The sequence below is a fragment of the Shewanella donghaensis genome (genome assembly GCF_007567505.1).
Classification (GTDB): domain Bacteria; phylum Pseudomonadota; class Gammaproteobacteria; order Enterobacterales; family Shewanellaceae; genus Shewanella; species Shewanella donghaensis.
Window position 1 is genome coordinate 774237 of the sequence record NZ_CP041783.1, and the last position, 24851, is coordinate 799087.

A 24851-nucleotide genomic window follows, 5' to 3' on the forward strand; every position below is an offset into this window, starting at 1 on the left:
TTCCTAGTTAAATTTAATGAATAGATTGGCTGTTAACCTTCCAGTCATTGGATTGTCATTTATGTCTAATTCAGGGTTTACTAAGCTGGAATGCAGTAACTGACCAGAAAAAATAATGAGGCGGTTTTCTTGGTAAGGGATCACTTTATAACATTCAAAATCTGGATGATGCTCACCGCAATAACCGCTGTTTGATAATCCATTTACTGTCGTTTGGTATTCATGTAAACGCACTTCATTTATAAATTCATAGCCACTGCTTTTATGTCGATAAAATGCTGTACCACCATGTTGATATTGAGATAAGTAATGAATACATGCAATGAGGTTTGGTTGATAAGTATCAAAGTGCGGAATGGTCTGTATTAATGACAAATCAGCTTCTTGTGTTGTCAGTAACGAATAGTAGTTATCACGTGGGCTTGGAGTAAGTTCCCGAGGGAAGTTAAAAACCTTATATAAAGGCAGCATCAAAGGTTTGAGATAGGAAACCACATCAACTTTAGACATGGCGGATCTTATCCCCGGATATTGAGTATGCTTGTCCTGTGTAAAATTAGCGCTAGCGATAATAACATCACGAACAAGTGCTATATCCGCCATATAATCATCAATGATAACAATAGGTATTCTACTGTTACCCACATACTCAACACAGGGTTTAATATTAGGGTTAATACTGAACATAGTGCGTTACAGTGTATTAGATTTGCAGTAATTGTTTATAAAATCAATATGGTTAGGCCAGCTATTAACTCTACGCTTGATAGACTGTTTAATTGTCCCTAAAAATTGCGCCAATTCTTCATCTGACATGTTATCGACAATAGGGTGATATTGTTCAGGTAACAACCCTTGGCCTAACATCACTTGTAACCATGATGCCTCACCAAATAACTCTTTATCTGACTTGAACACTTGACCACTTTGTTTAAATAAATCAATTCGCTTTTGTAAACTCTCTGGTATATCCATTTGCTTACAGTATCGCCAAAACTCGCTGTCTTGACGTTCAGTTACATGATAATGAAGTACAATAAAGTCACGAATATTTTCGATTTCAACACGCATTTTTTGATTAAAATCATCTACAACACCGCTTTCCATGGCTGTTGTAGGTAAATTTTGCATTAACCTAACTATGCTCTGCTGAATCAAATGAATACTGGTTGATTCTAGTGGCTCAATAAAGCCACTGGATAATCCAATAGCCACACAATTTTTGTTCCAATGCTTACGTCGAGTACCGGTGCGAAACTTTAATACCCGAGGTTCATTAAGTAGTTCACCTTCAATATTTTCCACTAACAAGGCTTTAGCTTGATCATCAGTTAAGTACTTACTACAAAATACCAGTCCGTTACCCATTCTATTTTGTAGTGGAATTTGCCATTGCCAACCTGACTCTCGCGCAATAGAACGAGTATAGGGCACTAACGGTTTTGTTTGTTTAGTTTGTACTGCCACTGCACTGTCACAAGGTAACCAGTGGCGCCAATCGTCATAGCCAGTATGAAGTGCACCTTCGATCAACAAGCCCTTAAAACCAGTGCAGTCAATGAATAAGTCACCAGCAATACATTCACCATTAGTTAACGTTAATGAGTCTATAAAGCCATTTTCATTATTCAAATTTACCTTTGATATTGTTCCTTCGATACGTTTTGCGCCATGCTTTTCAGCAAAGGTTCTTAAAAAGCGTGCATATAAGCCTGCATCAGTATGGAAGGCATGGTTTCTATCTTGGTTAGGGAGCACCGCAAATCTTCCCACACGACTTGCTACATGTTCCGGGCAGTAGTCGCCGATATCGCTAGCAACGCCTTGCTTAAAGCCTTTAAGCCAAAAATGTTGAAATCCCGCAGCCCAGCAACTTTGGCCAATATAGCCAAATGAATGCATATAGTCTTGGCCAACATCTCGCCAATTCTCAAATGAGATGCCTAATTTAAATGTCGCATTAGTTGCCGCCATAAAATCGGCTTCTTTAATTTTTAATAAGTCATGAAACACATGCAAGGTGGGTATTGTTGCCTCGCCCACGCCTACAGTGGGGATCAAGTCCGATTCAACTAAGGTCACATTAATATGCCTACCTAATAACTTTGAGAAAGCCGCAGCGGCCATCCACCCTGCCGTGCCGCCGCCAGCGATTACTACATTTGTTATTTTTTTTGTCATGTTGGTAGCCTGCAAATATTATTAGTAATAATAAAATGTGTTTGTTTTATAACTTATGATAATTTAAAGATAAAATCTATGTAAAACAATTCGATAAACTTGCTAGTCGACGTATTAATGATTAAATAAATGGCTAGTGTGTTTGCTGCTTATTTCTAAGTTCAACCAACTTTCTTATATGGGCTTGTGAAGCAATAATCATATATATTGCTTCTAGATAACCCTCTTTGTGCAGATGCATTACTTTTTCTGCTGCTAATTGACCCAATACATCTTCGTTAATGGTATAAAAGCCGATCAGTTGATGTTTGCTGGCGTTGTTTAATTCAACATCTATAGTGACCGCTTCCAACAGTTCATATGCTGTCAGAGCTTCGACAAACATTTTATTTTCATCAACACCTTGATGTAGCAACTCCAACATATTGGCGATGTTTTCCAAATACTCGCTGTTACCACCATAGGGTAGAAATAAATCAATACCTGTTTCTTCATTCACTCTTGGGGAATCAACATCAAGGGTAATAACACGCTGTGGTTCAGAGTTACAGTTTAGCGTTGATTGCTGCATACCAATATAAAAAGGCATTCTTTGCATTGAAATAGGGATATAACTAGCATCCCAATGACCATCGTTTAAGAATAGATTCTCATTATTAGTAAAGCCAAATAATGTCACGGGGGTAAATTCTCCCGTATCAGCATTCTTTTGGAACATTATCGGATAATGCGCTTGCACGGTTTTAAATTCTGCAACAAATGTTGGTGAGAACCACTGATCGTCGCCGTATTTTGCTGAACGCTCGGTAATAATTTTAAGGTCTTTATGTTCAATGTTATTGAGCAGTACATGCTTGGCCATGGTTTACCCTTTGATAATGAGTGATTACAGTTGAGTTATGCGTGAATAGAGAACTAACCTTACAATTTAATGATTATTGGGAAGACAATATGCCTATTTAACATCGAGTTGTGATTAGCTTTACATTCAGCTTTTATTACTAGATTAAGATAAAGGGTGATAGCGACTGGGGGCAGCCGCTATCATTTACAGCTCGCTACTAGAACGTATAACGAACCCCTAATCCATATCGTGCACCTGTTTGTGTTGTTTCAAACACTAACTGGCTTTGACGACCATGTTTTCTCACGACTTCTTCAGTGATGTTAATACCTTCAGCAAAGACGGTTAGGCCTTCAACTGCAGGGATGTCATAGCTGACACTAAAGTCAATTTGATAATATTCTTCAGTATAAATAGGTGTGGTTAAATCACCGTTAACTCTTTTATCTGATAAGAATTGATCGCGCCAGTTATAAGCTATACGCGCTTGAAAACCATAATTATCATAGAACAAGACTAAGTTGGCAGTATCACTTAAGCCAACCAAGGCTTCGGTATCTTCAAGCGAACTATCATCATATTGCAGATCAGAATCAACCATGGTGTAGTTAGCTATACCACCAAAACCTGAGTCCCAGAACAAATGTTGAACATTAAATTCAAAGCCATCGATGGTGTGTTCTGTATCGCCATTCACAGGGACATTAAGATTAAATACGACACCTTCATCCGTTAATGGGTCGCCAACAATACTACCGCCATCGAGCAGTCCATCTTCATCAAACTTTGGTGTTACATTTGGATCATCTGCATAATTTTCGAAGATATAAGTACGAATTTGCTCATTAGACGCATTGGCACCTAATGCAGTAACTGCCGCATTAAATTTATCGCCATTAAGTGGATCTGACAAATTGAAGATATTAGATTGTTTCGAACCATAACTAATCCAGTTCGATACGTCTTTTTTGAAGTAGCCAATAGATGCATAGCTTCCTTCATCGTAATACCACTCAGTTGATAAGTCGTAATTGATTGACTCTAATGGCTCAAGACCAGGGTTACCTGAACTACCGGTATAACCACTTAAGTTACCGCCAGTATTAATGGTGGTTCCGCCGAGTAACGAGTTATAACCCGCACGAGAAATCGTTTTACCTGCTGCTGCACGTACACGTAATTCGTCAGTCACATCAAGATTGAAGTTAATGTTAGGTAAGAACAAATCATAATCAGCACTTTGACTTAAGGTTTCAATACCTGTTTGCCCAGTAACTGAAGTCGATGTATCTTCATTCCACTCAACACGGCTATAGCCTGGTGCTGATGCTGTTGATACCACATCTGTTTGCTCGTAACGTAAGCCAACATGGACACTAAATGGCATATCAAACATGTCACCTAAGTAATTAGCTTGAATGTAAGCTGCGGTGGTTTCTTCTTCAGTAAAGCGGTTAGTATCAGCATCCCACTGGGTTGAAGCACAGAACTGCCCTTCACCATTGGGGCCTGCTGCTGCGCCTGATGCGGCCTGACAATCACCATATAAACCATCAACATTAGCTACGGGATCTGCATATTCTGCAGCATTGATAATTTCATCAAAATCAGCAAAGAAAATACGATTGAATAAATCATAATCACTTTGAGTCGCTGTTCCTTCAAAATTGCCAGTGCTGTCATCAAACTTGTCTAGGATGGTGTCTTCAGTCCAATTAATATCTTCGAAATCACCTTCTTCACCCACTCCACCCCAATCGGGACGTTGTACTTGGGTATGACGATAGCGGTTATTCACTGTATTTAGTGACACACCAAAATCAATACTTAAATCACTGTTTAAATGATATTTACCATCTAACTGAGTTTGATCAATTTCTGAAGTATATTTATCATTGGCAAACCAACTACCCGATAAACGCATGGTACTTGGATTAAAGTTCTCAATATCACCGATAGCAATACCAGGTAGGCTTCCTGTTAAATCAAGACCAGATCGAGTACGTGTGTATGAAGGCAATTGCACATTGTTTCGCGTTCCATGACGCGGATCAGTGGCTTCCATATTGGCTTTAGAGCTGTGATGGTCCAGTGTTAGTACCAAGTCATCAGTTACTTGCCAATCAATATTTAAACCAATTGAATCTGTTATTTCTTCACGACCCCAAGCACCTACCGTTAACGAGGTATCTTTTAAATCGGCCGGACTATTAATGTCATAAATTTCAGAGTATATAAGGGGTACTGCATTGGGCTCGCCTGTCCAAACTGATTCGCTACGATCGCCTGCATAGTTAAACCAAACAGATGCATCAGTGTGCTGCTCTTCGATAGTATTTCTAAAAGTAGTGTAATCCGCAGTAATAGTTAACGTCTCGATAGGACGGTATTGCAGCGTTAATTGACCATTAATACGCTCACGTTGACGTTCTTCAATAACATAACGTGGCTGTTGAGGGTTCGAGTAAATTCCAGATGTTGGACGGTTGGTACCACCGGCTTCACCAGCAGGAACGCCACCCCAACCCGCGTTGGTATAATCACTTGCGCGATAACCCTGATCTTGCAAGAACTGCTTCATGCCGCTTTCACGTTCTTGATAACTACCCGATATCGCAATACCGAATGTGTCATCAGCAAAAGTCTGTGAATATAAACCACTCAATTCAGGCGTGACACCACCAGTCTCAGTTGACTGATCGTCAACACCTTTACCTGAAATCGTTGCAGTTAAACCAGGCGCACTTAGAGGTTTAAAGCTGGTTAAATTAATTGTCGCACCGATACCGCCAGATGTAACACTGGCATCTGAAGTTTTATAAACTTCAACACCTGATACACTTTCTGCAGCTATATTTGCGAAATCAAAGGTACGGCTACCTGTGGTGTTCGGTAGTTGGCGACCATTTAAAGTAATTAGATTTTGCTCTGACCCAAAACCACGTACTGTAACAGTACTACCTTCACCGTTTGAACGATCAATCGAAACACCAGTGATACGCTGTAATGATTCAGCTAAGTTAGTATCAGGGAATTTACCGATATCTTCAGCAGAAATAGCATCGACTACGCCATTTGCTTCTCGCTTTAAATCCATTGAACGGACTAAACTGCCGCGAATACCTGTAACTTGAATCACTTCTACTTCATCAGTTGCTTCATCAGCAAAACTGGTTTGTGTTGCAGCCATAGAACCTAGTGCTGCTAGAATTGAAGTGGTTATTATCTTTTTATTAAACATCTCACTCTCCCCTCGCTTCGTTATTGCCAATATGGCAATGACTCCTTTTTAAATTAGTGACTTCCCCAGAAGTCACTAATCTCTTGATTTAAAAATCCAATAAAGAGTACTAACAAAGACTGCAATCGATTTCGTATGTTATTAAATCGTTAAATTCAATATAAAGCTATAGTTAGTCGATTCTCTGCTCATTTATTGCTTTATTAAATGTGTAAACTTTTCTGTATTATTTGTCCTAAAACCTAATTGGATATTGCTTATTAGTCTTTTTGACTATTACTTATTTAGGCAAATAAAAATCACAACCTAAACTATGATTTATTTATTCATAAGCCGTTATTGTGACTATTTTTCCATTTTCATCATGATGTAATTCTGTTTTTTTAACGCATCGTAAATGTGTCTGACCCTTTGATAAAGTAGAGTCATGGTAAAATAAAAACCATTTACCTTGATGAAGGACTATCGAATGATGATTGGTCCAGCCTAACACCGGGTTTAATATCACCCCCTGGTAAACAAAAGGCCCATAAGGGTTATCACCAATACCATATGCGATATTATGGGTATCGCCTGTTGAGTATGAAAAATAGTATTTACCATTATATTTATGAACCCAAGACGCTTCAAAAAAGCGGCGTTCATTATCTTCAGTTGTGATGGCGTTACCCTCTTCATCAAGGATAACAATATCTTTCACCGGTTCAGCAAGTGACAACATATCGTCTGAAAGTTTTGCCATCTTTGCTGGTAATGAAGCTTGATCATCAGCTGGATATTGATCTTCAGATGAAAATTGGTTTTGATGCCAGTTTTGTAATTGACCGCCCCATAAACCACCGAAATATAAGTAATAACTACCATCATCATCTTCAAAAATAGCAGGGTCGATACTAAAAGAACCTTCGATATAGCTGTCTTCTGCTACAAATGGCCCAGCAGGAGATAAACTTGTCGCAACACCTATTCTGAAAATCCCTTCTAAATCTCTTGCGGGAAAATAGAAATAATAAGTACCATTTTTATGCGCTGCATCTGGCGCCCAAAGTTGTTTACTAGCCCACTTAACATTCTCAAGACTCAACGCAACGCCATGATCAATAACTTCATTTGTGTCATTTTGAATAGACAAGACATGATAATCACGCATAGCAAAATGGTCGCCATCATCATTAATAGCATTATCTGTTTCTATATCATGAGAAGGATAAATATATATTTTATTATTGAAAACATGAGCAGATGGATCTGCTGTATAAATGCTAGTAATTAATGCTTCATCCTTTTGTTTAAAAGAATTGGCTTTTTTAATATCTAACGCTTGCTTCCTTTCAGCATCACTCACTTCGTTATTAATCATGATTTCCCTTTTATTTATGGCAGAAGCCATAACAATTCCTCGTACAATTTTATAAAATGTTTATTAAACCAGCATATAAATGAGTTAAACCTTAATTAATATAATAAGACTTCTTAACTTCACTTAACTTCATTTAACTTCGGCCAGGTTTAATTGAATCTTTTTAACTTCTAATTCTGTTAATCGATATTTACTAATAACCACTAAACAAACAACCGTGCAAATAATAGGTATGCCAGCGAAGGCAAGTAAAATACCTGAAAGTGTATGCTCTGTTTGCACTTCATTAGGAATATAATCATAAGCAGATAATATCCAGCCAGCTAACGCCCCACCAATTGCAAAACCGAATTTAATCGCCAGTAAATGTCCAGAAAATGTAATTGCAGTCAGCCTTTTACCGATTTTCTCAACACCATAATCAACAGTGTCAGCAACCATAGAAAACATGATGGGGGTAATGATCATATGTGCAAAGTTAGCAATGAAGTAAGTCACAAATATGAGCGCTATTTGGTCACTATCAATGACGTAAAATAATGAATGAGAAATGATAACAACCACTAAAGCCACTTGAAACAGAATCTTTTTCTCAATGAATTTAGAGAGAAAGTTGGTCGAAATTGCCCCCAACACTGAACCCACTGCCGCCAAGGTTAAGAAGTTTGATAGTAACTCCTCATCACCGATGTAATATTTAATATAGTGCGGTGCAACAGATGCGCGAATTCCGATTAGGATCAAGGTAGCAAGACTAATAATCGCGATAACAAGCCATTGGTCATTTTTAAATAGCTGAAAAAAGTCTTTAAAAATACTCTGAGTTGAGCGCTCATGTTTATCAGTTTCGTTGGTTAATGTTTCCTTCGTCATTGCAAAACACAATAAAAAGCAAACAGCAGCTAATGAGCCCATGAATATCATCGCTAACGGATAACCAACAGCATCGTCGCCTTGACCGAAATATTCAACTAAACGCGGTATTGCCCACACGATAACGACTAGTGCAGCCATTGCCATGGCAAATCGAAATGATTGTAATGATGTACGCTCTTTAGGATCTGACGCCATCACCCCGCCCAATGCGCCATAAGGAATATTAATTGCGGTGTAACATGTCATTAATAGCCCATAAGTAACGTAGGCATATATGAGTTTGCCTGTGCTATCAAAATCAGGTGTTATAAACGCTAAACAGGCTAATACACCATAAGGTACTGCTAAAAATAGAATGTAAGGACGATATGAGCCCCAACGTGTACGGGTTCTGTCGGCGATTCCGCCCATGATAGGGTCAGTGAATCCATCAAACAATCGTACAGATAAAAGTAATGTGCCAGCTGCAGCTGCTGACAAGCCATAAACATCGGTATAAAAAATCAGCATGAAGTTAGCGACCATTTGAAACACAATATTACTTGCAGTGTCCCCAAGGCCATATCCAAGCTTTTCTTTAATGCTGAGTTTATTAATAAAAGTGTCCATTACTGTTCCAACTAAAGGTTATAGTCATAAACACTATATCAAACCATTAACATTGTAAACAACTTTGATTAACTTTTAACAGGATGTAAAAAAAGACAGCGAATGCTGTCTTTATTAGATTTGAAAATTTGCTTTTAGTATTCGAATGTATAACCGAATTGTGCCAATTTTTCATAGACTTCCACATCAAACCGATACAGTGCAGCAGCGCGATGTGCTACATTGCGTTGCTTTTCTTTACAGTCGATGAGTAAATCCATTTTTAATATTTTTCTGCGGAAGTTGGGTTTGTCTAGCGTTACGCCCAATATAGATTCATATAAATCTTGCAGTTGTAATAGCGTGAACTTTTCAGGTAACAAGCTGAAACCAATAGGTTCATGCCTTACTTTGTATTTCAGATGATTTAAGCAACTGGCCAAAATATTATCATGATCAAACATCAGTGTTGGTACTTGTCTCACATCAAACCATTCACACTCAATCGCATTAGCACCATGAGTTAAATTGGTGTCATCGAAACGGACTAGAGAATAAAAAGCAATGGTAATAATTCGTCTAGCAGGATAGCGATCAACATCGCCAAATGCACCAAGTTGGTCTAAGTACAAGTTTTCAACACCTGTCGTGTTTTTAACAACGCGAGATGCTGCCGTTTCAAGGTTTTCATTACTACGCACCCAGTGACCTACTAGTCCCCACTTATTTGTTGCAAGCCCCTGATTATATTTAACCAGCAACACTTTTAGCTTGCCTTCATGTAGGGTAAAAATAAGATTATCGACGGTTAAGTTACTAATACAATCAGCTGGGATGGTTTCTTCATCAATAACGTCGTTTATAAAATTCACAGGAGGTTTCCAATTAGTAAAACAAGCTTTGTGATAAAAGGTTAAGACATGCTGCAGTTAATTATCCACTACCATATGGCCTAACAGTGAAACACAACAGAATTGATAATCACTTTACTCATCAAAAACATAATTGTAAATGACTGATACAAATTCCATTTATCGTTTTTAGGAGGAAGAGTTGAATAAAAAAGAACAAATACCTGGTGTGATAAGCGTCTATATAGCTGCGATTTCTGCCAATGGTTAAACAGACGTTTTGTGTTTACAAAATAAATTGAATATCTATCTATAATTACTCAATCAACGACTAACTCGAAACAGTAGTCCAGCTTAAACTGTATAAGAAATTACCACAAAAGGTTATTCAATTGGTTTACTGGACTCTCTTTGAATTATTTTAAAATCTAAAATATTGCGTAATTGATTGCTTTTTAAATCGGTAAAATCTTTAACCTTATTAGAAGTAAACAAACTAACAGCTAACTTTGCCATTTCATCAATGGGTTGTCTTACTGTAGTAATATTTGGCCATACTACCGTTGCAAGGGTTGTATCATCAAATCCGACAACGGATAAATCATTTGGAACATTGATCCCTTGATTTTGTGCGATCGAGATAACCGCTGCAGCCATATCGTCATTGGCAGCAAATATGGCACTAGGTTTGTCTTTTAAAGCTAACATTTTTGTCGCTGCAACCATGCCAGATTGATAAGTAAAACAACCTTGTTCTATGTATTCTGGTGGGGTGTTGATTTTATTTGAGCGTAAAGCATCTAAATAACCCTGATAACGTAAGCGACTAACACCTTGATTAGCATCACCGATAATATGACCAATTTTATTATGGCCTTGCTTAATCAACATTTCCGTTAAATCAAACGCAGCTTGATAATCATCCATACAAATATACGGCGAGATAGTTAAATGGCTGTCGGGTGCCACTCGCACAAACGGAACATTAGCCTCTTGTAAGCAATCAATGATTTCTTTTTGCTCACACACAGGCGGCAATAAAATCATCCCATCGACCTTGGTTTCATTGATCAAATCTTTTACAGATTGCAGTGTTTTTTCAATGTTCTTATCCGCTTCATCAACCACTAAATGAAAGCCCTTAGTTCGGCAACTTTTTAACGCGCTTAACAAGAACTGACTTATATAGGCATCGCTGGGATTATCATAAAGTAATCCTATTAAATAGGATTTATTACTGGCTAAACGACGAGCAGATTCGTTAGGTCGATATTGTAACTGTTCGGCAACGGCTAACACTTTGCTGCGAGTGCTATCACTGACTTTAGGATCTTGATTTAACACCCTTGATACAGTCATCATTGACACACCCGCTTCTAGCGCTACATCTTGTATGCGGGCTTTTTTTACTTTGACCATTGCTTACCTACTAATAAAACTACGTCGAGAAATTAAACAGTTAATGACTGTATGAAGATAGACAGCTATTTGGGTACGTTACATTATGAATAATAACATTTTTAAAATCATAAATGTAATAACCTACTTTCCTAGAAGCGACCATTAGCCATATTAAATTAATGAAATCAGACTCATTCTACACATGCCATAAAATTGCCCGTAAATCGCTAAAGACAATCAGTAGCTATATATGAGAACCAAATTAGATCGCTAAAAAAAAGCGCTAAAAAAGCGCTTTTACACTGGCCAGCTGGCTTTGAAATAATAAGCTGTGTTGATGGCTAACAACCGCACTTTGTAACTTCCCTTCCTCAATGAGTCGACATGCTTCATCTGCTTCAAAGTGATAACCCAGTGATTGCCTGTTGTCATTAAAACTCTCAACCAATTCATCAAGGTGAAATAAACGACACTCTTTAGCTCTAAAGGCATCAGGAATTAAAATATAACCTTTATCACCGATAAGATAGGCATTATTACTTAATCGACATTGAAAGGATGTCGCAAGACTGACCATCACATCATCACTTTTACCTATGATAATGACATCATCCTCAACACCGGTTTCACAAACATTGGCTTTAACAAACAAGTTATCGATATCTGCTTCAAGAAAGAAATCTGCAATAGCTAACGGGTAAATACCCATATCTAATAAGCATCCTCCCGCTAAATTAGGATTGTACTCTCGACCATCTAATTTAAAAGGCACGGGATAACCAAAATCAACTTTAATATGTTTAAGCTGTCCGATGCGGCCATCATTTAACCACTCTTTAGCTTTTTGCATCGCGGGTAAAAAATAGGTCCATAATGCTTCCATTAGTAGCAAACCTTTATCTTGCGCTAACCTGACTAATATTTCACATTCTTTATGTGAAACTGTCATGGGTTTTTCGCACAGTACGTGTTTTCCTGCTGATAAGGCATCAAAGGCTTGTTGAAAATGAAAATTGTGGGGCGTGGCAACATACACAATATCCACCTTGGGATCATCAAATAATGTTTGGTAGCCTTCGTAGGATTTTTCAACATTATATTGTTTAGCAAATTCATCAGCGTCAGCTTGCTTTCTTGCGGCTACTGCATATAAATGGCTATTCTTTGAAAAAATTAAGTCTTGGCAAAATAAACCTGCAATCCTTCCTGCACTCACAATACCCCAATTTAGCTGAGTCATTTCTAATTCCCTTTTATGTTTAAAGATATATTTTGCCAAAACTACATCGCTATTGCGGTCTTATCACTAAGGTTAATTGGCTATAGCAAAAGTTAACAAGCAACTGACGTTAACATTAATTACACAAAATACCCTTGATAGATTTAAAACTCAATGCTAATGTTAGCGCTAACAAAGTATAACACAATATAACAACGGATTGAATTATGTATCTTGGAATCGACTTAGGAACTTCTTGTGTAAAGGTCATTATTTTAGACAATGATGATCAGTTGTTAGCACAAGCGAGTTCAGCACTAACAATATCTCGACCACAATCACAATGGTCTGAACAAGATCCGAACCAATGGTGGCAAGCGACCTGTTTAGCAATGGCTGAGCTCAAATTAACCCAAGCTGATTTGCTCAAAAAAATTAACGCTATTGGTTTGTCAGGTCAGATGCATGGCGCAACCTTACTCGATAGTAATGACCAAATCATTCGTCCAGCGATATTGTGGAATGACGGCCGTAGCCAAGTTCAATGCAAAACCTTAGAAGAAAATGAACCTGATTCACGTGACATTACTGGCAACATCGCGATGCCAGGCTTCACTGCCCCTAAATTATTATGGGTAAAGGAGAATGAGCCAGAAAACTTTAATAAAGTTGCCAAGGTTCTATTGCCTAAGGACTTTTTACGTTTACAAATGACCGGAGACTATGCCTCTGATATGTCTGATGCAGCCGGTACGCTCTGGCTAGACGTAAAGAACCGTTGCTGGTCAGAAGCAATGTTATCAGCAACATCAATGACTATTGAGCAAATGCCGTCGTTATATGAAGGCACTGACATTACCGGAACATTAAGCGAGGACATCGCTAGTTTATGGGGAATGAACACTGTACCTGTTGTCGCAGGTGCAGGTGACAATGCGGCTGGAGCCATAGGTATTGGCGTGATAAAGCCCAATCAAGCATTTTTATCACTGGGCACCTCAGGGGTATATTTTGTGGCAAATGAGCAATATTTACCCAACCCGGATAATGCGGTACATACATTTTGCCATTGCTTGAGTAATACATGGCACCAAATGTCAGTGGTATTAAGTGCAGCAAGTTGCTTGACCTGGGTGACTAAACTAACGGGCTACGACAACGAATCTGCTTTATTAGATCAAATAGCTAAATGTGATTTCAGCCAGCCAAATTCAGTTTTGTTTTTACCCTATCTATCAGGTGAGCGTACCCCTCACAATAATCCGACTGCTAAAGGGGTTTTCTTTGGTTTGGACCATAACACTGATGCCGCCACCATGGGCCGTGCGGTATTAGAAGGCGTTGCCTTTGCTTTTGCTGATGGACAACAAGTTTTGTTAGATGCTGGTGCAACTATTGAAGAAATAACGGTTATCGGCGGTGGCTCAAAAAGCCGATTATGGGGAGATATTCTTGCTAGCGTATTAAATCGCCCATTGTCCTATCGTGAAGGCGGAGAAGTTGGCCCTGCCTATGGTGCAGCTAGATTAGCAAGAATAGCCATTGAGCAAAGCCCCGCCGAAAAAGTCTGTACTAGTGGCAAACTCAAACATCTTGTATTACCTAACCCTGAAATGCAGGGATATTACGCCACGCAATATCAACAATTCAAAAGCTTATATCAAGCCACTAAACACCTATTTATCTAATTTACATCTTATAAATAAATAAAAAACTAATACAAATCATATACAAACTAACCGAAAAATATGGAGTCATCATGAGCGAACAATTTTTTAAGAATGTCGAAAAAATCAAATTCGAAGGCGAATCGAGTAAAAACCCTTTTGCATTTCGTTACTACGACGAAAACCGTGTAGTCATGGGTAAAACAATGAAAGAACATTTACGTTTTGCCGCATGCTACTGGCATAACTTCTGTTCTACAGGTTTTGATATTTTTGGTGAAGGCACCTTTGACAGACCTTGGATTCAGCCAGTCGGTGATCAACTTGCATTAGCTGAACAAAAAGCCAAAGTCGCCTTTGAATTTTTTGAAAAACTCGGTGTACCTTACTTTTGCTTTCACGACACGGACATAGCACCTGAAGGGGCTACGCTAAAAGAAAGCCATGCTAACGTAAATCATATTGCTGATGTACTAGAAAAAGAAATGCAACGTACTGGGGTTAAATTACTTTGGGGTACAGCTAATCTATTTTCAAATAAACGGTTTTGTGCCGGTGGTGCAACAAACCCGAACCCTGAAGTTTTTGCCTATGGCGCTGCACAAGTTAAACATGCCATGGAAGTTACTCACCGTTTAGGTGGTGAGAACTATGTTTTATGGGGTGGCCGTGAAGGTTATGACTCACTACTTAATACTAATTTAAAACAAGAAAGTGAACAGTATGCGCGATTTTTAAAAATGGTTGTAGAACACAAACATAAAATCGGTTTTAAAGGCACATTATTGATTGAGCCAAAGCCACAAGAACCAACTAAGCACCAATATGACTATGACACGGCAACCGTTGCAGGCTTCTTACACAAGCACGGTTTACAGAATGAAATCAAAGTCAACATTGAAGCGAATCACGCTACTTTGGCTGGTCATAGTTTTCATCATGAAGTAGCAGTAGCATGTGCTGAAGGCATTATGGGCAGTATCGATGCTAACCGTGGCGATATGCAAAATGGTTGGGATACAGACCAGTACCCGAATGACGTAGCTGAGTGTACGCTAGTCATGTATGAAATTTTAAAGTCAGGTGGCTTTACCACTGGCGGCTTAAATTTTGATACAAAACTTCGTCGTCAGTCATGTGAAAATGATGATTTATTCCATGGCCACATTGGCGGTATGGATACCATGGCTAAATCATTACTCAATGCAGCCCAACTTATTGAAGATGCGCCGTTATCTTCATTTGTAGAGCAACGTTATGCAGGGTGGAATAAAGGCCTAGGTAAAGATATTTTTGATGGACAACATAGTTTAGAAAGCTTAGCAAAAGTCGTTCATGAACAAAATATCAATCCTACATCGACTTCAGGGCGACAAGAACTACTAGAAAACGTCGTCAATCGTTATATTTAAGGACTGTTCCCCCATCTAATAAATGGGGGATTTTTTTATCATGAATATGTTGGAACAATTAAAAAAAATCACCACTGTAGTCGCTGATAGCGGCGATATTGACGCGATTAAGCTTCACAAACCTATAGATGCAACGACTAACCCTTCTCTCATCTTACAAGCATCAAAACTACCACAATACCAATATCTTATTACTAAATCGATATCTCAAGGTAAAGACAACATCGATGATATTTGTGATCATTTAACCGTTAACTTTGGCTGTGAAATTTTAAAATGTATTTCAGGACGTATATCCAGTGAGATTGATGCTAGGTTGTCATTCGACACTGTAGCAAGCATTGAGAAAGCGAAAAAGATAATTGCCATATATGAGGCCAATGGTATAGATAAAAGCCGGGTACTCGTTAAATTAGCAGCGACATGGCAAGGTATTAAGGCAGCTGAAGAGCTTGAAAAACAAGGTATTAATTGTAACCTCACCTTGCTTTTTTCAATGACTCAAGCCATTGCCTGTGCAGAAGCAAAAGTCACCTTAATTTCCCCCTTTGTGGGACGAATTTTAGACTGGCATGTACAACACTCGGGTAAGCAATTTGAGGCTTTTGAAGATCCAGGCGTATTGTCTGTCAAGGCTATTTTTGACTATTACAAAACATATAACTATCAAACAGAAATAATGGCAGCAAGTTTCAGAAATATTGATGAAATTATAGCATTAGCCGGTTGCGACTTACTGACTATTGCACCTAGTTTACTGACTGAATTAAACAATACTCAAGGTAAGTTAGTCCACAAATTAAATACTAAAGAAATATGCAGTGTTAAGCCTAAGACACTTACAAGGTTAACATTTGAGCAATTCTCGTGGCAGCTAAACGAAGATGAAATGGCTTGTGATAAATTATCAGAAGGGATCCGTAATTTTGCTAAAGATCAGACTATCTTAGTTGAAATGATCCAACAGCTTCGCAAAGCATAACGTTAATCTAAAATGTTAACTGACATTAAAGTTATTAAGGCCATCATAATTTATATGATGGCCTTAATTTTAGTTAAATATGTATCTTTATCGACCCATGATGAATGAGTTAATGCCTTTCCCTATAGGTAAAATAATCGAACTCAGCTGGAATATTCGCACCCGTTAAATCTTGGCAACACATACCCACAAATGCCCCAGTAAAGTTAGCACCTTCGCCCTTACCTGCTTCATCAGAAATGAGACTGTAATCTAAATCACATATCGGTAGCCACGCGTTACCATCTACAGAGTAACTAAAAGTTAACCGTTCATAATCAACATCAGCTCTTAAGCCTATATTTTCACTTTGCTCATCAGTAATAGGTATACGTTGCTGATAAATAGGAAAGTCAGCTTTTAAAGACTCATCACCTAAACAGCTCATGACATCGATATGTATCCCATTTTCATCATATGAGACATACAGATAATGAAATTTATGCGCATTGTAATAGCAAATTAATCCTGCTTGTTGTTGAAAACTCGTAGGTTTAAAGCGCAATTGTGTTTGTGCTACAAATGAATGATGTTGCTGTCTTCTAGCGATTAATGCCTGTTTAAACGTACTGCCAACTGAATGTTTTCCGTATAGCGCCAGCGCACCAGGCTTATCAGTTAAGCTATAAAAGCAATCAGGGTTGGGAATTCTTAGCCATTGATAATGATCAGGTAATACAGCACCAGAAAAATCATCATGATGCGAATAATCTCGTTGTGGCTTTGCTGTTAGCCCTTTAGGATTTATTTCGCCGTAAATTTCGCCCGACGCTAAACTAAACCAACCATCATCTTTTAATATTAATGCTTGAATACCCGTTTCTCGGCCAAGTGGACTGCGCTTGTCTCCGTTTTCTAATGTAATCGGCCTAGATAGAAGATGCGTTAAAAACCACCGTCCATCTGGAGATTGCACTAATCCGCCGTGTCCAGTTCGTTGCAGAGGCTTATCCAAATTATCTTTAGACGTTAGCACATGAACATTAGGATCGATTTCATAAGGACCAGTGATACTTTTAGAGCGTGCAAACGTACAAGCATGTTCGTAGCTCGTTCCGCCTTCTGCGGTTAATAAGTAGTAGTAATCATTAATCTTGTATAAATGAGGTCCTTCGGTCAGCTGATGTTTACTGCCAGAAAATATATTGACTGCTGTGCCAATAAGTTTTTGCTGCTGTTCGCAATATTGTTGTAGCACAATACCGGCAAAAGGATGCTTACCAGGACGATGATCCCACAGCATATTCACTAGCCATTTACTGCCAGTATCATCATGAAATAAAGATGGATCGAAACCACTACTGTTTAAGTAAACGGGATCGCTCCATTCACCATCAATTGTGGAGCAAGTCGTAAGGTAATTGGGACAATCTTTAAAGTTACCATCAAACCGCTGGACGTTAGTATAAATCAGATAGAACAAACCATCTGAATAACTCAAACACGGGGCCCAAATGCCACAAGAGTCGGGGCAACCTGTCATATCCAGTAAAGCAGCTCTGTTTAATGGCCTACTAATTAATTTCCAGTTAACTAAATCCTGTGAATGATAAATTTGTACCCCTGGATACCACTCAAAAGTTGACACGGCAATGTAATAGTCATTATTCACTCTCACGATACTAGGATCTGGGTGGAATCCGGGCAAAATAGGGTTTATTTGTTGGCTCATAATTGACCTACATTGTGACTAAAATGTTATTAAGTAATTTTATTTTATATCACAACTTTATTGTTAGCGCTAACAAATGATCGCGAATAAATAATGTTAATCACGACTAAGCTGAAGGCTAATTACCCATCAAATGGTTATTGTTAACACTGATAAACATTAGGTTGTGGTTTTCACTATTGATAAATATTCTATATTAGCGGAATGCTGCATTTGTTCGGCAGGGGCTAGATGTAAAATAACGCTAATAGTGATGATGAATTCTTAAAACTAAATTGAGCTATTATTATATAAAGTTTACGGTAAACCAATCTCTTATTAGACAGCTATAAAAAATGTCACTCCATTTGAGTGACATTTTTAAGTAACATTAAAGATAAACAAAAGGACTATGTAAGCTTTAACATCAGCAATATTGACCTTTATTTATTTTTTAATTAAAGCACTATAAAGGTTATATAAACCATTAATCTTTGTCATAGCCATTTGGATTGGCTGATTGCCAGCGCCAAGTATCAACCATCATTTGATCTAAAGTGCGTTTTGCTTGCCAATTAAGTTGTTGGTTAGCTTTTTGTGTATTTGCCCAGAAAGCAGGTAAATCCCCTGCTCGTCTTGGACTGACTTCGTAAGGAATAGGTTTATCTACCGCCTTTTCAAATGCTGAAACAATATCAAACACGGACACGCCATTACCCGTACCCAGATTAAATGATTCAACTCCGGTAAATGTTTCATTTTCTTGCAGCCAGTTCATGGCTGCTACGTGGCCTTCAGCTAAGTCCATAACGTGAAGGTAATCTCGCTCACAGGTTCCGTCTTTTGTTGGGTAGTCAGCACCAAAAATACTTAATTTTTCACGTTTACCTACCATCACTTGTGCAACATAAGGCAGCAAATTATTTGGAATGCCATTTGGGGACTCACCAATTTGTCCACTTTCATGTGCGCCGATTGGATTAAAGTAGCGTAACGATACCCCTCTAAAGTTAGCATTTGACACTGCCACATCAGCCATAACTCGTTCAACCATCACTTTGGTGGCACCGTAAGGACTAGACGGTGTACCGAGTTTCATGGTTTCAACATAAGGCGCTTCATTGTCTTCACCGTAAACGGTAGCCGATGAGCTAAAAATGAAGTTATTAACATTATGCTCAGCCATGACTTCCAGCAAACATACTGACCCATGGACGTTATTCTGATAATACTCTAATGGGACCTGAGCTGATTCACCGACCGCTTTTAATGCTGCAAAATGAATAACAGTTTGAATGTCGTAATCAGCAAATAATGCGTTTAATGCTTGCTTGTCACGTATATCACCTTCTACAAAACTAACTGATTTTCCTGTTAATGCTTCTACGCGCTTTAATGATTCTATATTTGAATTAAAGAGGTTATCAAAAACAACGACATTACAATTGTTTTCCAGTAGAGATAACACGGTATGAGAGCCAATATAACCAGCACCACCAGTGACTAATACGTTCATTACTGTTCCTTATGTCGACAGTGATTACACTGTTCCATTTTCAATTGAAGCGAATTCATATATGAGTAACAACATTCTGAGCTCATATCATCGACATGAGTTACTCATTCTAGATAATTTACAGATGCTGCTAAATTTAAGATGTTACTCATTTATTTTTGATCTTTTATTACAGGTTTTACTAAGAATAATTCTAAAAAATCACTTTAAGCGCTAATTTTAGCAATTAATGTACTTTTATTACAGGTTTAAATGTGAAAGTTATGTAAACACACTTTGAAAAACAATATGTCAAACCTGAATTACTTTCGTTGATTATATCTAAAATAAATCACAAAAACAGTTTGAAATTATCGATATAAAACCCTTAACACCCTATATTTATTCGAATTTATATTATCTCTATAGAGTCATAACTTATTGACACAAAAAATTACACATTGTTACCACTCAGAGTTAACAATCCCTGTAACATAACCATATAATATTGTTAACTTGATTTACTCTCAGAGCAACTACGCTCCAAAGCACAGTAAAGAGGAAGTACCGTGGCGACAACAATGCAAAAAGCTTTTCCATTTGTAGTAATTATCACAGGCGCTGTGATTGCTACCGCTTTAATCATGCTTAAACAGGCTCCAGAAGAAAAACCGCCTATTGATAACACGCCTTTAGTATCAGTACAGAGCATTAAATATGAACCTATGAAATTTACTGTGAGTTCTTACGGTGTCGTTAATGCTAAATATCACACTGAGTTAGTTGCTCAAGTCAGTGGTGAAATAACTTATGTATCTGACACTTTTGTAAAAGGTGGCTTCATTAAAAAAGGCCAGATACTCGCTAAAATTGATCCAAGCGATTATGAGTCTGCATTACTTGATGCTCAAGCAGATCTTGCATCAGCTAAATCTAGCCTCGTTTTAGAAAAGGCTACTGCAGAAGTTGCAGAACGAGAATGGGCTGAGATTACTGACAGTAAACCCAGCGACCTGAGTTTACGTAAACCACAATTAGCACAAGAAATCGCCAAATTAAAAAGTGCTGAAGCAGGTTTGCAACGTGCACAACGGAATTTAGAACGATCAATCATTAAAGCACCATACGACTCATTAATCGGTAGTCGTAATATTGGTATGGGCAGCTTTGTCAGTAATGGTTCGTCAATTGGATTAGTTTATAACACTGAGAAAGCTGAAGTTCGTCTGCCATTAGCTGATAAAGAAATGCAATACCTTGACCGTAAAGGCACCAATGCAGAAGTCACTCTGGTAGGTAATTTTGCCGGTGAAAAACAACAATGGAAAGGCACTATCGTCCGCAGCGAAGGCGTTATAGACAGTAAAAGTCGTATGACGTATTTGATCGCTGAGGTTAATGATCCATACGGCCTTAAAAGCAATCATAAAGAATTACGTTACGGCACATACGTAACAGCCCATATTGGCGGAACAAATGCCGGCAACGTGGCAGTGATTCCACGCCACTTAATTGTTAACGGTTTAGTCGCTGTGATGGATGAAGAAAAGAAACTCAGATACTTGCCCGTCAATATTATCAGACAAGATGGTAGCAACGTTATTATCTCAAGTGGCATTGAGGAAGGAATGAACATTATTACTTCAGCCCTTGATTACCCTATTGAAGGAATGACTGTCGCGTTACCAGAAGATAAAATACTTCAACAAGACGTTCCAGTTGATGACGCCGACGAAGATTCAGAGTCTGCAATCGTTATGGAGGGTAAGGAGTAATCATGGAAGACACTCATAAAGGCTTAATTGCTTGGTTTGCTCGTAACAGTGTTGCAGCAAACCTATTGATGGCAATAATATTAATAGGTGGTCTACTCACCGCAAATACCATTCGTAAACAATTTTTCCCTGCTGTTGAAATTAACTGGATAGAATTCAGTGCGGTTTACCCAGGCGCCGCGCCGCAGGAAGTTGAAGAAGGCATTACCGTTAAAATTGAACAGGCCTTAGAAACTGTTCAAGGTCTACAGCGCGTTATTACCTACTCGAACCGAAATCAAGCTTCTGGTTATTTCAGAATTGAAGATTCTTATGACCCACAAATTGTACTTGATGAAGTGAAATCTGAAATCGATTCAGTTTCTACCTTCCCTGCAGGAATGGAATTCCCGAAAGTAGAACGGATTAAAATACGTCAGGAAGTGATGTATTTAAGTCTTTATGGCGATTTATCTCAACGCCAATTAAAAGACTTGGGTGAAAAAATACACCAAGAAATAATGCAACTGCCAAATGTGAATATTTCAGAGTTTTACGGCGGGTTAAATTATGAAATTAGCGTTGAAGTCAGTAAGGATCGTTTACGAGAATTTGGTTTAAGTTTTAATGATGTTGCTGAAGCGGTTCGCGGTTATTCACGCAATATGTCAGCGGGTCAGATTAAAGCAGAAAATGGCTATATAAATTTACGGGTTCAAAACCAAGCCTATGTGGGGTATGAATTTGAAGACTTACCTTTACTGACACTTGATGATGGTACTAACCTGCTTCTAGGCGATGTGGCCACCGTTAATGACGGCTTTGAGGAAGGTATACAATACTCTAAATTTAATGGTCAAAATGCCGTTACTTTCTTTGTTGGTGCCGCTAAAAACCAAAGTATCACTGACGTTGCTGAAACATTAAAAAAGTATGTTGCTGAAAAGCAAGATATTCTACCTGATGGCGTCACGTTAGAGCCCTGGGTTGATATGACTTACTACCTTGAAGGTCGTTTAGACCTGATGCTAGATAGTATGAAAACTGGCGCATTTTTAGTCTTTATCATGCTGGCTTTATTCCTACGGGTGCGCTTAGCATTTTGGGTCATGATGGGTTTACCAGTCTGTTTCTTGGGTACGCTGCTATTCATGCCGATGGGCTTTATTGACGTTACCATTAATGTCATCAGTTTATTCGCCTTCATTCTGGTGCTGGGGATCGTGGTCGATGATGCCATTGTAATGGGCGAAAGCGCCCATACAGAATGTGAAGAAAATGGCCAAAATATTGATAGTGTGATTAGAGGTGTCAAGCGTGTTGCTATGCCCGCCACCTTTGGTGTTCTGACCACAATTGCTGCATTCTTACCTATAACCTTAGATGATGGACCCTCGTCCGCTTTTGGCCAATCCATTGGGTTTATCGTCATTCTGTGTTTATTGTTCTCATTGGTTGAATCAAAGTTAATCTTACCTTCTCACTTGGCTCATATGAATAAGCCAAAGGTGGTTAAACCTGGTTCAAAAAATCCTCTTGATTGGTTACGAAATATCGTTAACTTCATCCAAGGAAAAATTGAAAGAAACCTGACTAAGTTCATTTCAAACGTCTATCGCCCTAGCCTAACCATGGCGGTGAAATATCGCTATACCGTTATAGCAACCTTCATTATGCTAATCGTGATTTGTGCTGCGCTATACATAAGTGGTTTAGTACGCTTTATTGGTCAGCCTAAGATCCCCCATGACTTTCCTCGTATTAGTTTAGAAATGAATGTTGATGCAGCAGAAACCGCAACACTAGATGCAGCCCATGCCATTGAAACAGCGCTCAGGACTGTAGAAAATGACCTTCAAGAAAAATACGGCCAAGGCATGATTGCTGAACTGCAAGTCGAACTCCAAGGGCGTACAAGAGCAGAAGTGAGAACTAAACTTGTCGACCCAGAGATTCGACCACTCAATACCTTTGAAGTTGCAGAGCTTTGGCGTCAAGCAATGCCTAAAATACCAGGGGTAAAATCATTTACAATTCAAGATAGTTTGTTTGGTGGTGGACGTGATGATGGTGATATTAGCTTCCGTTTAGAAGGGAATGATGAGGTCCAGCTCATTGCGGCTTCAAAAGCATTAAAAGACAAATTGAATACGTTAAAAGGTGTTAGTGACATCAATGATAGTCGTCAATCATCAGCTAAAGAAGTTCAATTTGACTTAAAACCATTGGCGCATAGTTTAGGACTCACACTCGCTAATATTGCATCCCAAGTGGGCAATAGCTTTTATGGTCTTGAAGCCCAGCGTATCATCCGTAATGGTGAAGAAATTAAAGTCATGCTTCGATACCCTGAAGAGCAACGTAATTCTATTGCTTTGGTACAAGAAGTCTTAATTAAAACCCCACAAGGTGCAGAGCTTCCTTTATCAGAAGTCGCAAACATCAATGTAGTACAAGGTGTCAGTAGTATTCGCCGCGAAAACGGTAACCGAACGATCAATGTTTGGGCTTCTGTTGATGCGGAGCAAGCTGAACCGTTTAAACTGGCTAAAGACATTCGTGATAACTTTATTCCGCAATTACTGGCTAAATTTCCACGAGTAAAAAGCGAAGTTTCAGGTAGTATTCAAGAGCAACTTGATAGCGCTGATACTCAATTAAGAGACTTCATTATTTCTTTGTTGGTGATATACAGTTTATTAGCTATACCGCTAAAATCTTACGTGCAACCCTTCATGATTATGTCGGTTATTCCTTTTGGTGTCATCGGTTCAATGCTGGGGCATATCATTCTTGGTATTGATTTAAGTGCCCTTTCCGTTTTCGGTATTATTGCTGCGGCAGGTGTGGTGGTGAATGACTCCTTAGTCATGGTTGATTATGTCAACAAAGCGCGAATACAAGGGGTTAGACTGCATGATGCGGTGATTAATGCGGGTTGTCGTCGTTTTAGGGCGATTATGCTAACGTCATTAACCACTTTCATTGGCTTGGTACCTATCATGGCAGAAACGAGCATGCAGGCGCAGATGGTTATACCAATGGCAGTTTCATTGGCATTTGGGGTATTATTTGCAACAGTTGTGACACTCTGTTTAATCCCATGCTTATACATCGCAATTGAAGATACTCGTCAATTCTTAATAGGATCATGGCGCCATTATTTTCCTTTATCTGAAGAGCCAGCTGAAATGACAAAGGGCACAATAAATCAACTTTAGTGAATGATCTTTAGAACTTGATCTTTAGAACATAGCCTTTAAAAATAACAGAAAGCGAAACGTTAAGTT

General features: G+C 38.5%; 16 protein-coding genes. 5 read left to right on the forward strand and 11 right to left on the reverse strand.

The window, feature by feature from the left end:
* Positions 1 to 3: 3 nt before the first annotated feature.
* The 9 genes from FPK91_RS03255 to FPK91_RS03295 all read right to left on the reverse strand — a co-directional run bounded on the left by FPK91_RS03255 (position 4) and on the right by FPK91_RS03295 (position 12582).
* Positions 4 to 687 (reverse strand): DUF6445 family protein, encoded by a 684-nt coding sequence (locus FPK91_RS03255; RefSeq protein WP_144207933.1) that lies wholly within the window; start codon positions 685 to 687, stop codon positions 4 to 6.
* Positions 688 to 693: 6 nt separating this feature from the next.
* Positions 694 to 2181: a tryptophan halogenase family protein gene (locus FPK91_RS03260; RefSeq protein WP_144207936.1), complete on the reverse strand. Its 1488-nt coding sequence runs from the start codon at positions 2179 to 2181 to the stop codon at positions 694 to 696.
* Positions 2182 to 2314: 133 nt separating this feature from the next.
* Positions 2315 to 3043: a SapC family protein gene (locus FPK91_RS03265; RefSeq protein WP_144207939.1), complete on the reverse strand. Its 729-nt coding sequence runs from the start codon at positions 3041 to 3043 to the stop codon at positions 2315 to 2317.
* A 199-nt stretch (positions 3044 to 3242) separates the two neighbouring features.
* Positions 3243 to 6266 (reverse strand): TonB-dependent receptor, encoded by a 3024-nt coding sequence (locus FPK91_RS03270; protein ID WP_144207942.1) that lies wholly within the window; start codon positions 6264 to 6266, stop codon positions 3243 to 3245.
* A gap of 322 nt (positions 6267 to 6588) precedes the next feature.
* Positions 6589 to 7656, reverse strand: coding sequence for a glycoside hydrolase family 43 protein (locus FPK91_RS03275; protein ID WP_227006670.1), 1068 nt, complete (start codon positions 7654 to 7656; stop codon positions 6589 to 6591).
* Positions 7657 to 7755: 99 nt separating this feature from the next.
* Positions 7756 to 9111 carry a glycoside-pentoside-hexuronide (GPH):cation symporter gene (locus FPK91_RS03280; protein ID WP_144207945.1) on the reverse strand — a complete coding sequence of 452 codons (1356 nt, stop codon included), beginning with the start codon at positions 9109 to 9111 and terminating at the stop codon, positions 7756 to 7758.
* Between the two features lie 134 nt (positions 9112 to 9245).
* A complete protein-coding gene (locus FPK91_RS03285; protein WP_227006671.1) occupies positions 9246 to 9962 on the reverse strand; it encodes an NUDIX hydrolase in 717 nt (238 codons plus the stop codon).
* 363 nt (positions 9963 to 10325) lie between these two features.
* Positions 10326 to 11360 (reverse strand): LacI family DNA-binding transcriptional regulator, encoded by a 1035-nt coding sequence (locus FPK91_RS03290; RefSeq protein WP_144207947.1) that lies wholly within the window; start codon positions 11358 to 11360, stop codon positions 10326 to 10328.
* A 265-nt stretch (positions 11361 to 11625) separates the two neighbouring features.
* A complete protein-coding gene (locus FPK91_RS03295; protein ID WP_144207950.1) occupies positions 11626 to 12582 on the reverse strand; it encodes a Gfo/Idh/MocA family protein in 957 nt (318 codons plus the stop codon).
* A gap of 206 nt (positions 12583 to 12788) precedes the next feature.
* On the opposite strand from FPK91_RS03295, the gene xylB reads away from it, so the two are divergent.
* From xylB to tal, 3 genes are all read left to right on the forward strand, one after another.
* Complete coding sequence (gene xylB / locus FPK91_RS03300) at positions 12789 to 14249, forward strand: xylulokinase (protein WP_144207953.1); 1461 nt, start codon at positions 12789 to 12791, stop codon at positions 14247 to 14249.
* A gap of 71 nt (positions 14250 to 14320) precedes the next feature.
* Positions 14321 to 15640 carry a xylose isomerase gene (gene xylA, locus FPK91_RS03305; RefSeq protein WP_144207956.1) on the forward strand — a complete coding sequence of 440 codons (1320 nt, stop codon included), beginning with the start codon at positions 14321 to 14323 and terminating at the stop codon, positions 15638 to 15640.
* 40 nt (positions 15641 to 15680) lie between these two features.
* Positions 15681 to 16622, forward strand: a complete 942-nt coding sequence (tal, locus tag FPK91_RS03310; RefSeq protein WP_144207959.1) for a transaldolase — start codon at positions 15681 to 15683, stop codon at positions 16620 to 16622.
* A gap of 109 nt (positions 16623 to 16731) precedes the next feature.
* On the opposite strand, the gene FPK91_RS03315 is transcribed toward tal, so the two are convergent.
* On the reverse strand, positions 16732 to 18333 hold the full coding sequence (locus FPK91_RS03315; protein WP_144207962.1) for a glycoside hydrolase family 43 protein: 1602 nt from the start codon (positions 18331 to 18333) through the stop codon (positions 16732 to 16734).
* A 466-nt stretch (positions 18334 to 18799) separates the two neighbouring features.
* A complete protein-coding gene (gene galE / locus FPK91_RS03320; protein WP_144207965.1) occupies positions 18800 to 19828 on the reverse strand; it encodes a UDP-glucose 4-epimerase GalE in 1029 nt (342 codons plus the stop codon).
* 548 nt (positions 19829 to 20376) lie between these two features.
* On the opposite strand from galE, the gene FPK91_RS03325 reads away from it, so the two are divergent.
* Complete coding sequence (locus tag FPK91_RS03325) at positions 20377 to 21582, forward strand: efflux RND transporter periplasmic adaptor subunit (RefSeq protein WP_405127334.1); 1206 nt, start codon at positions 20377 to 20379, stop codon at positions 21580 to 21582.
* 2 nt (positions 21583 to 21584) lie between these two features.
* Positions 21585 to 24782, forward strand: a complete 3198-nt coding sequence (locus tag FPK91_RS03330) for an efflux RND transporter permease subunit (RefSeq protein ID WP_144207971.1) — start codon at positions 21585 to 21587, stop codon at positions 24780 to 24782.
* Positions 24783 to 24851: the final 69 nt, after the last annotated feature.

Coding starts and splice junctions, on each gene's coding strand:
- FPK91_RS03275 (WP_227006670.1), bottom strand. CDS start 7,656: ATGGCTTCTGCCATAAATAAAAGGGAAATCATGATTAATAACGAAGTG.
- xylA (WP_144207956.1), top strand. CDS start 14,321: ATGAGCGAACAATTTTTTAAGAATGTCGAAAAAATCAAATTCGAAGGC.
- FPK91_RS03295 (WP_144207950.1), bottom strand. CDS start 12,582: ATGACTCAGCTAAATTGGGGTATTGTGAGTGCAGGAAGGATTGCAGGT.
- galE (WP_144207965.1), bottom strand. CDS start 19,828: ATGAACGTATTAGTCACTGGTGGTGCTGGTTATATTGGCTCTCATACC.
- FPK91_RS03290 (WP_144207947.1), bottom strand. CDS start 11,360: ATGGTCAAAGTAAAAAAAGCCCGCATACAAGATGTAGCGCTAGAAGCG.
- FPK91_RS03280 (WP_144207945.1), bottom strand. CDS start 9,111: ATGGACACTTTTATTAATAAACTCAGCATTAAAGAAAAGCTTGGATAT.
- FPK91_RS03315 (WP_144207962.1), bottom strand. CDS start 18,333: ATGAGCCAACAAATAAACCCTATTTTGCCCGGATTCCACCCAGATCCT.
- FPK91_RS03330 (WP_144207971.1), top strand. CDS start 21,585: ATGGAAGACACTCATAAAGGCTTAATTGCTTGGTTTGCTCGTAACAGT.
- FPK91_RS03270 (WP_144207942.1), bottom strand. CDS start 6,266: ATGTTTAATAAAAAGATAATAACCACTTCAATTCTAGCAGCACTAGGT.
- FPK91_RS03265 (WP_144207939.1), bottom strand. CDS start 3,043: ATGGCCAAGCATGTACTGCTCAATAACATTGAACATAAAGACCTTAAA.
- FPK91_RS03260 (WP_144207936.1), bottom strand. CDS start 2,181: ATGACAAAAAAAATAACAAATGTAGTAATCGCTGGCGGCGGCACGGCA.
- tal (WP_144207959.1), top strand. CDS start 15,681: ATGAATATGTTGGAACAATTAAAAAAAATCACCACTGTAGTCGCTGAT.
- xylB (WP_144207953.1), top strand. CDS start 12,789: ATGTATCTTGGAATCGACTTAGGAACTTCTTGTGTAAAGGTCATTATT.
- FPK91_RS03255 (WP_144207933.1), bottom strand. CDS start 687: ATGTTCAGTATTAACCCTAATATTAAACCCTGTGTTGAGTATGTGGGT.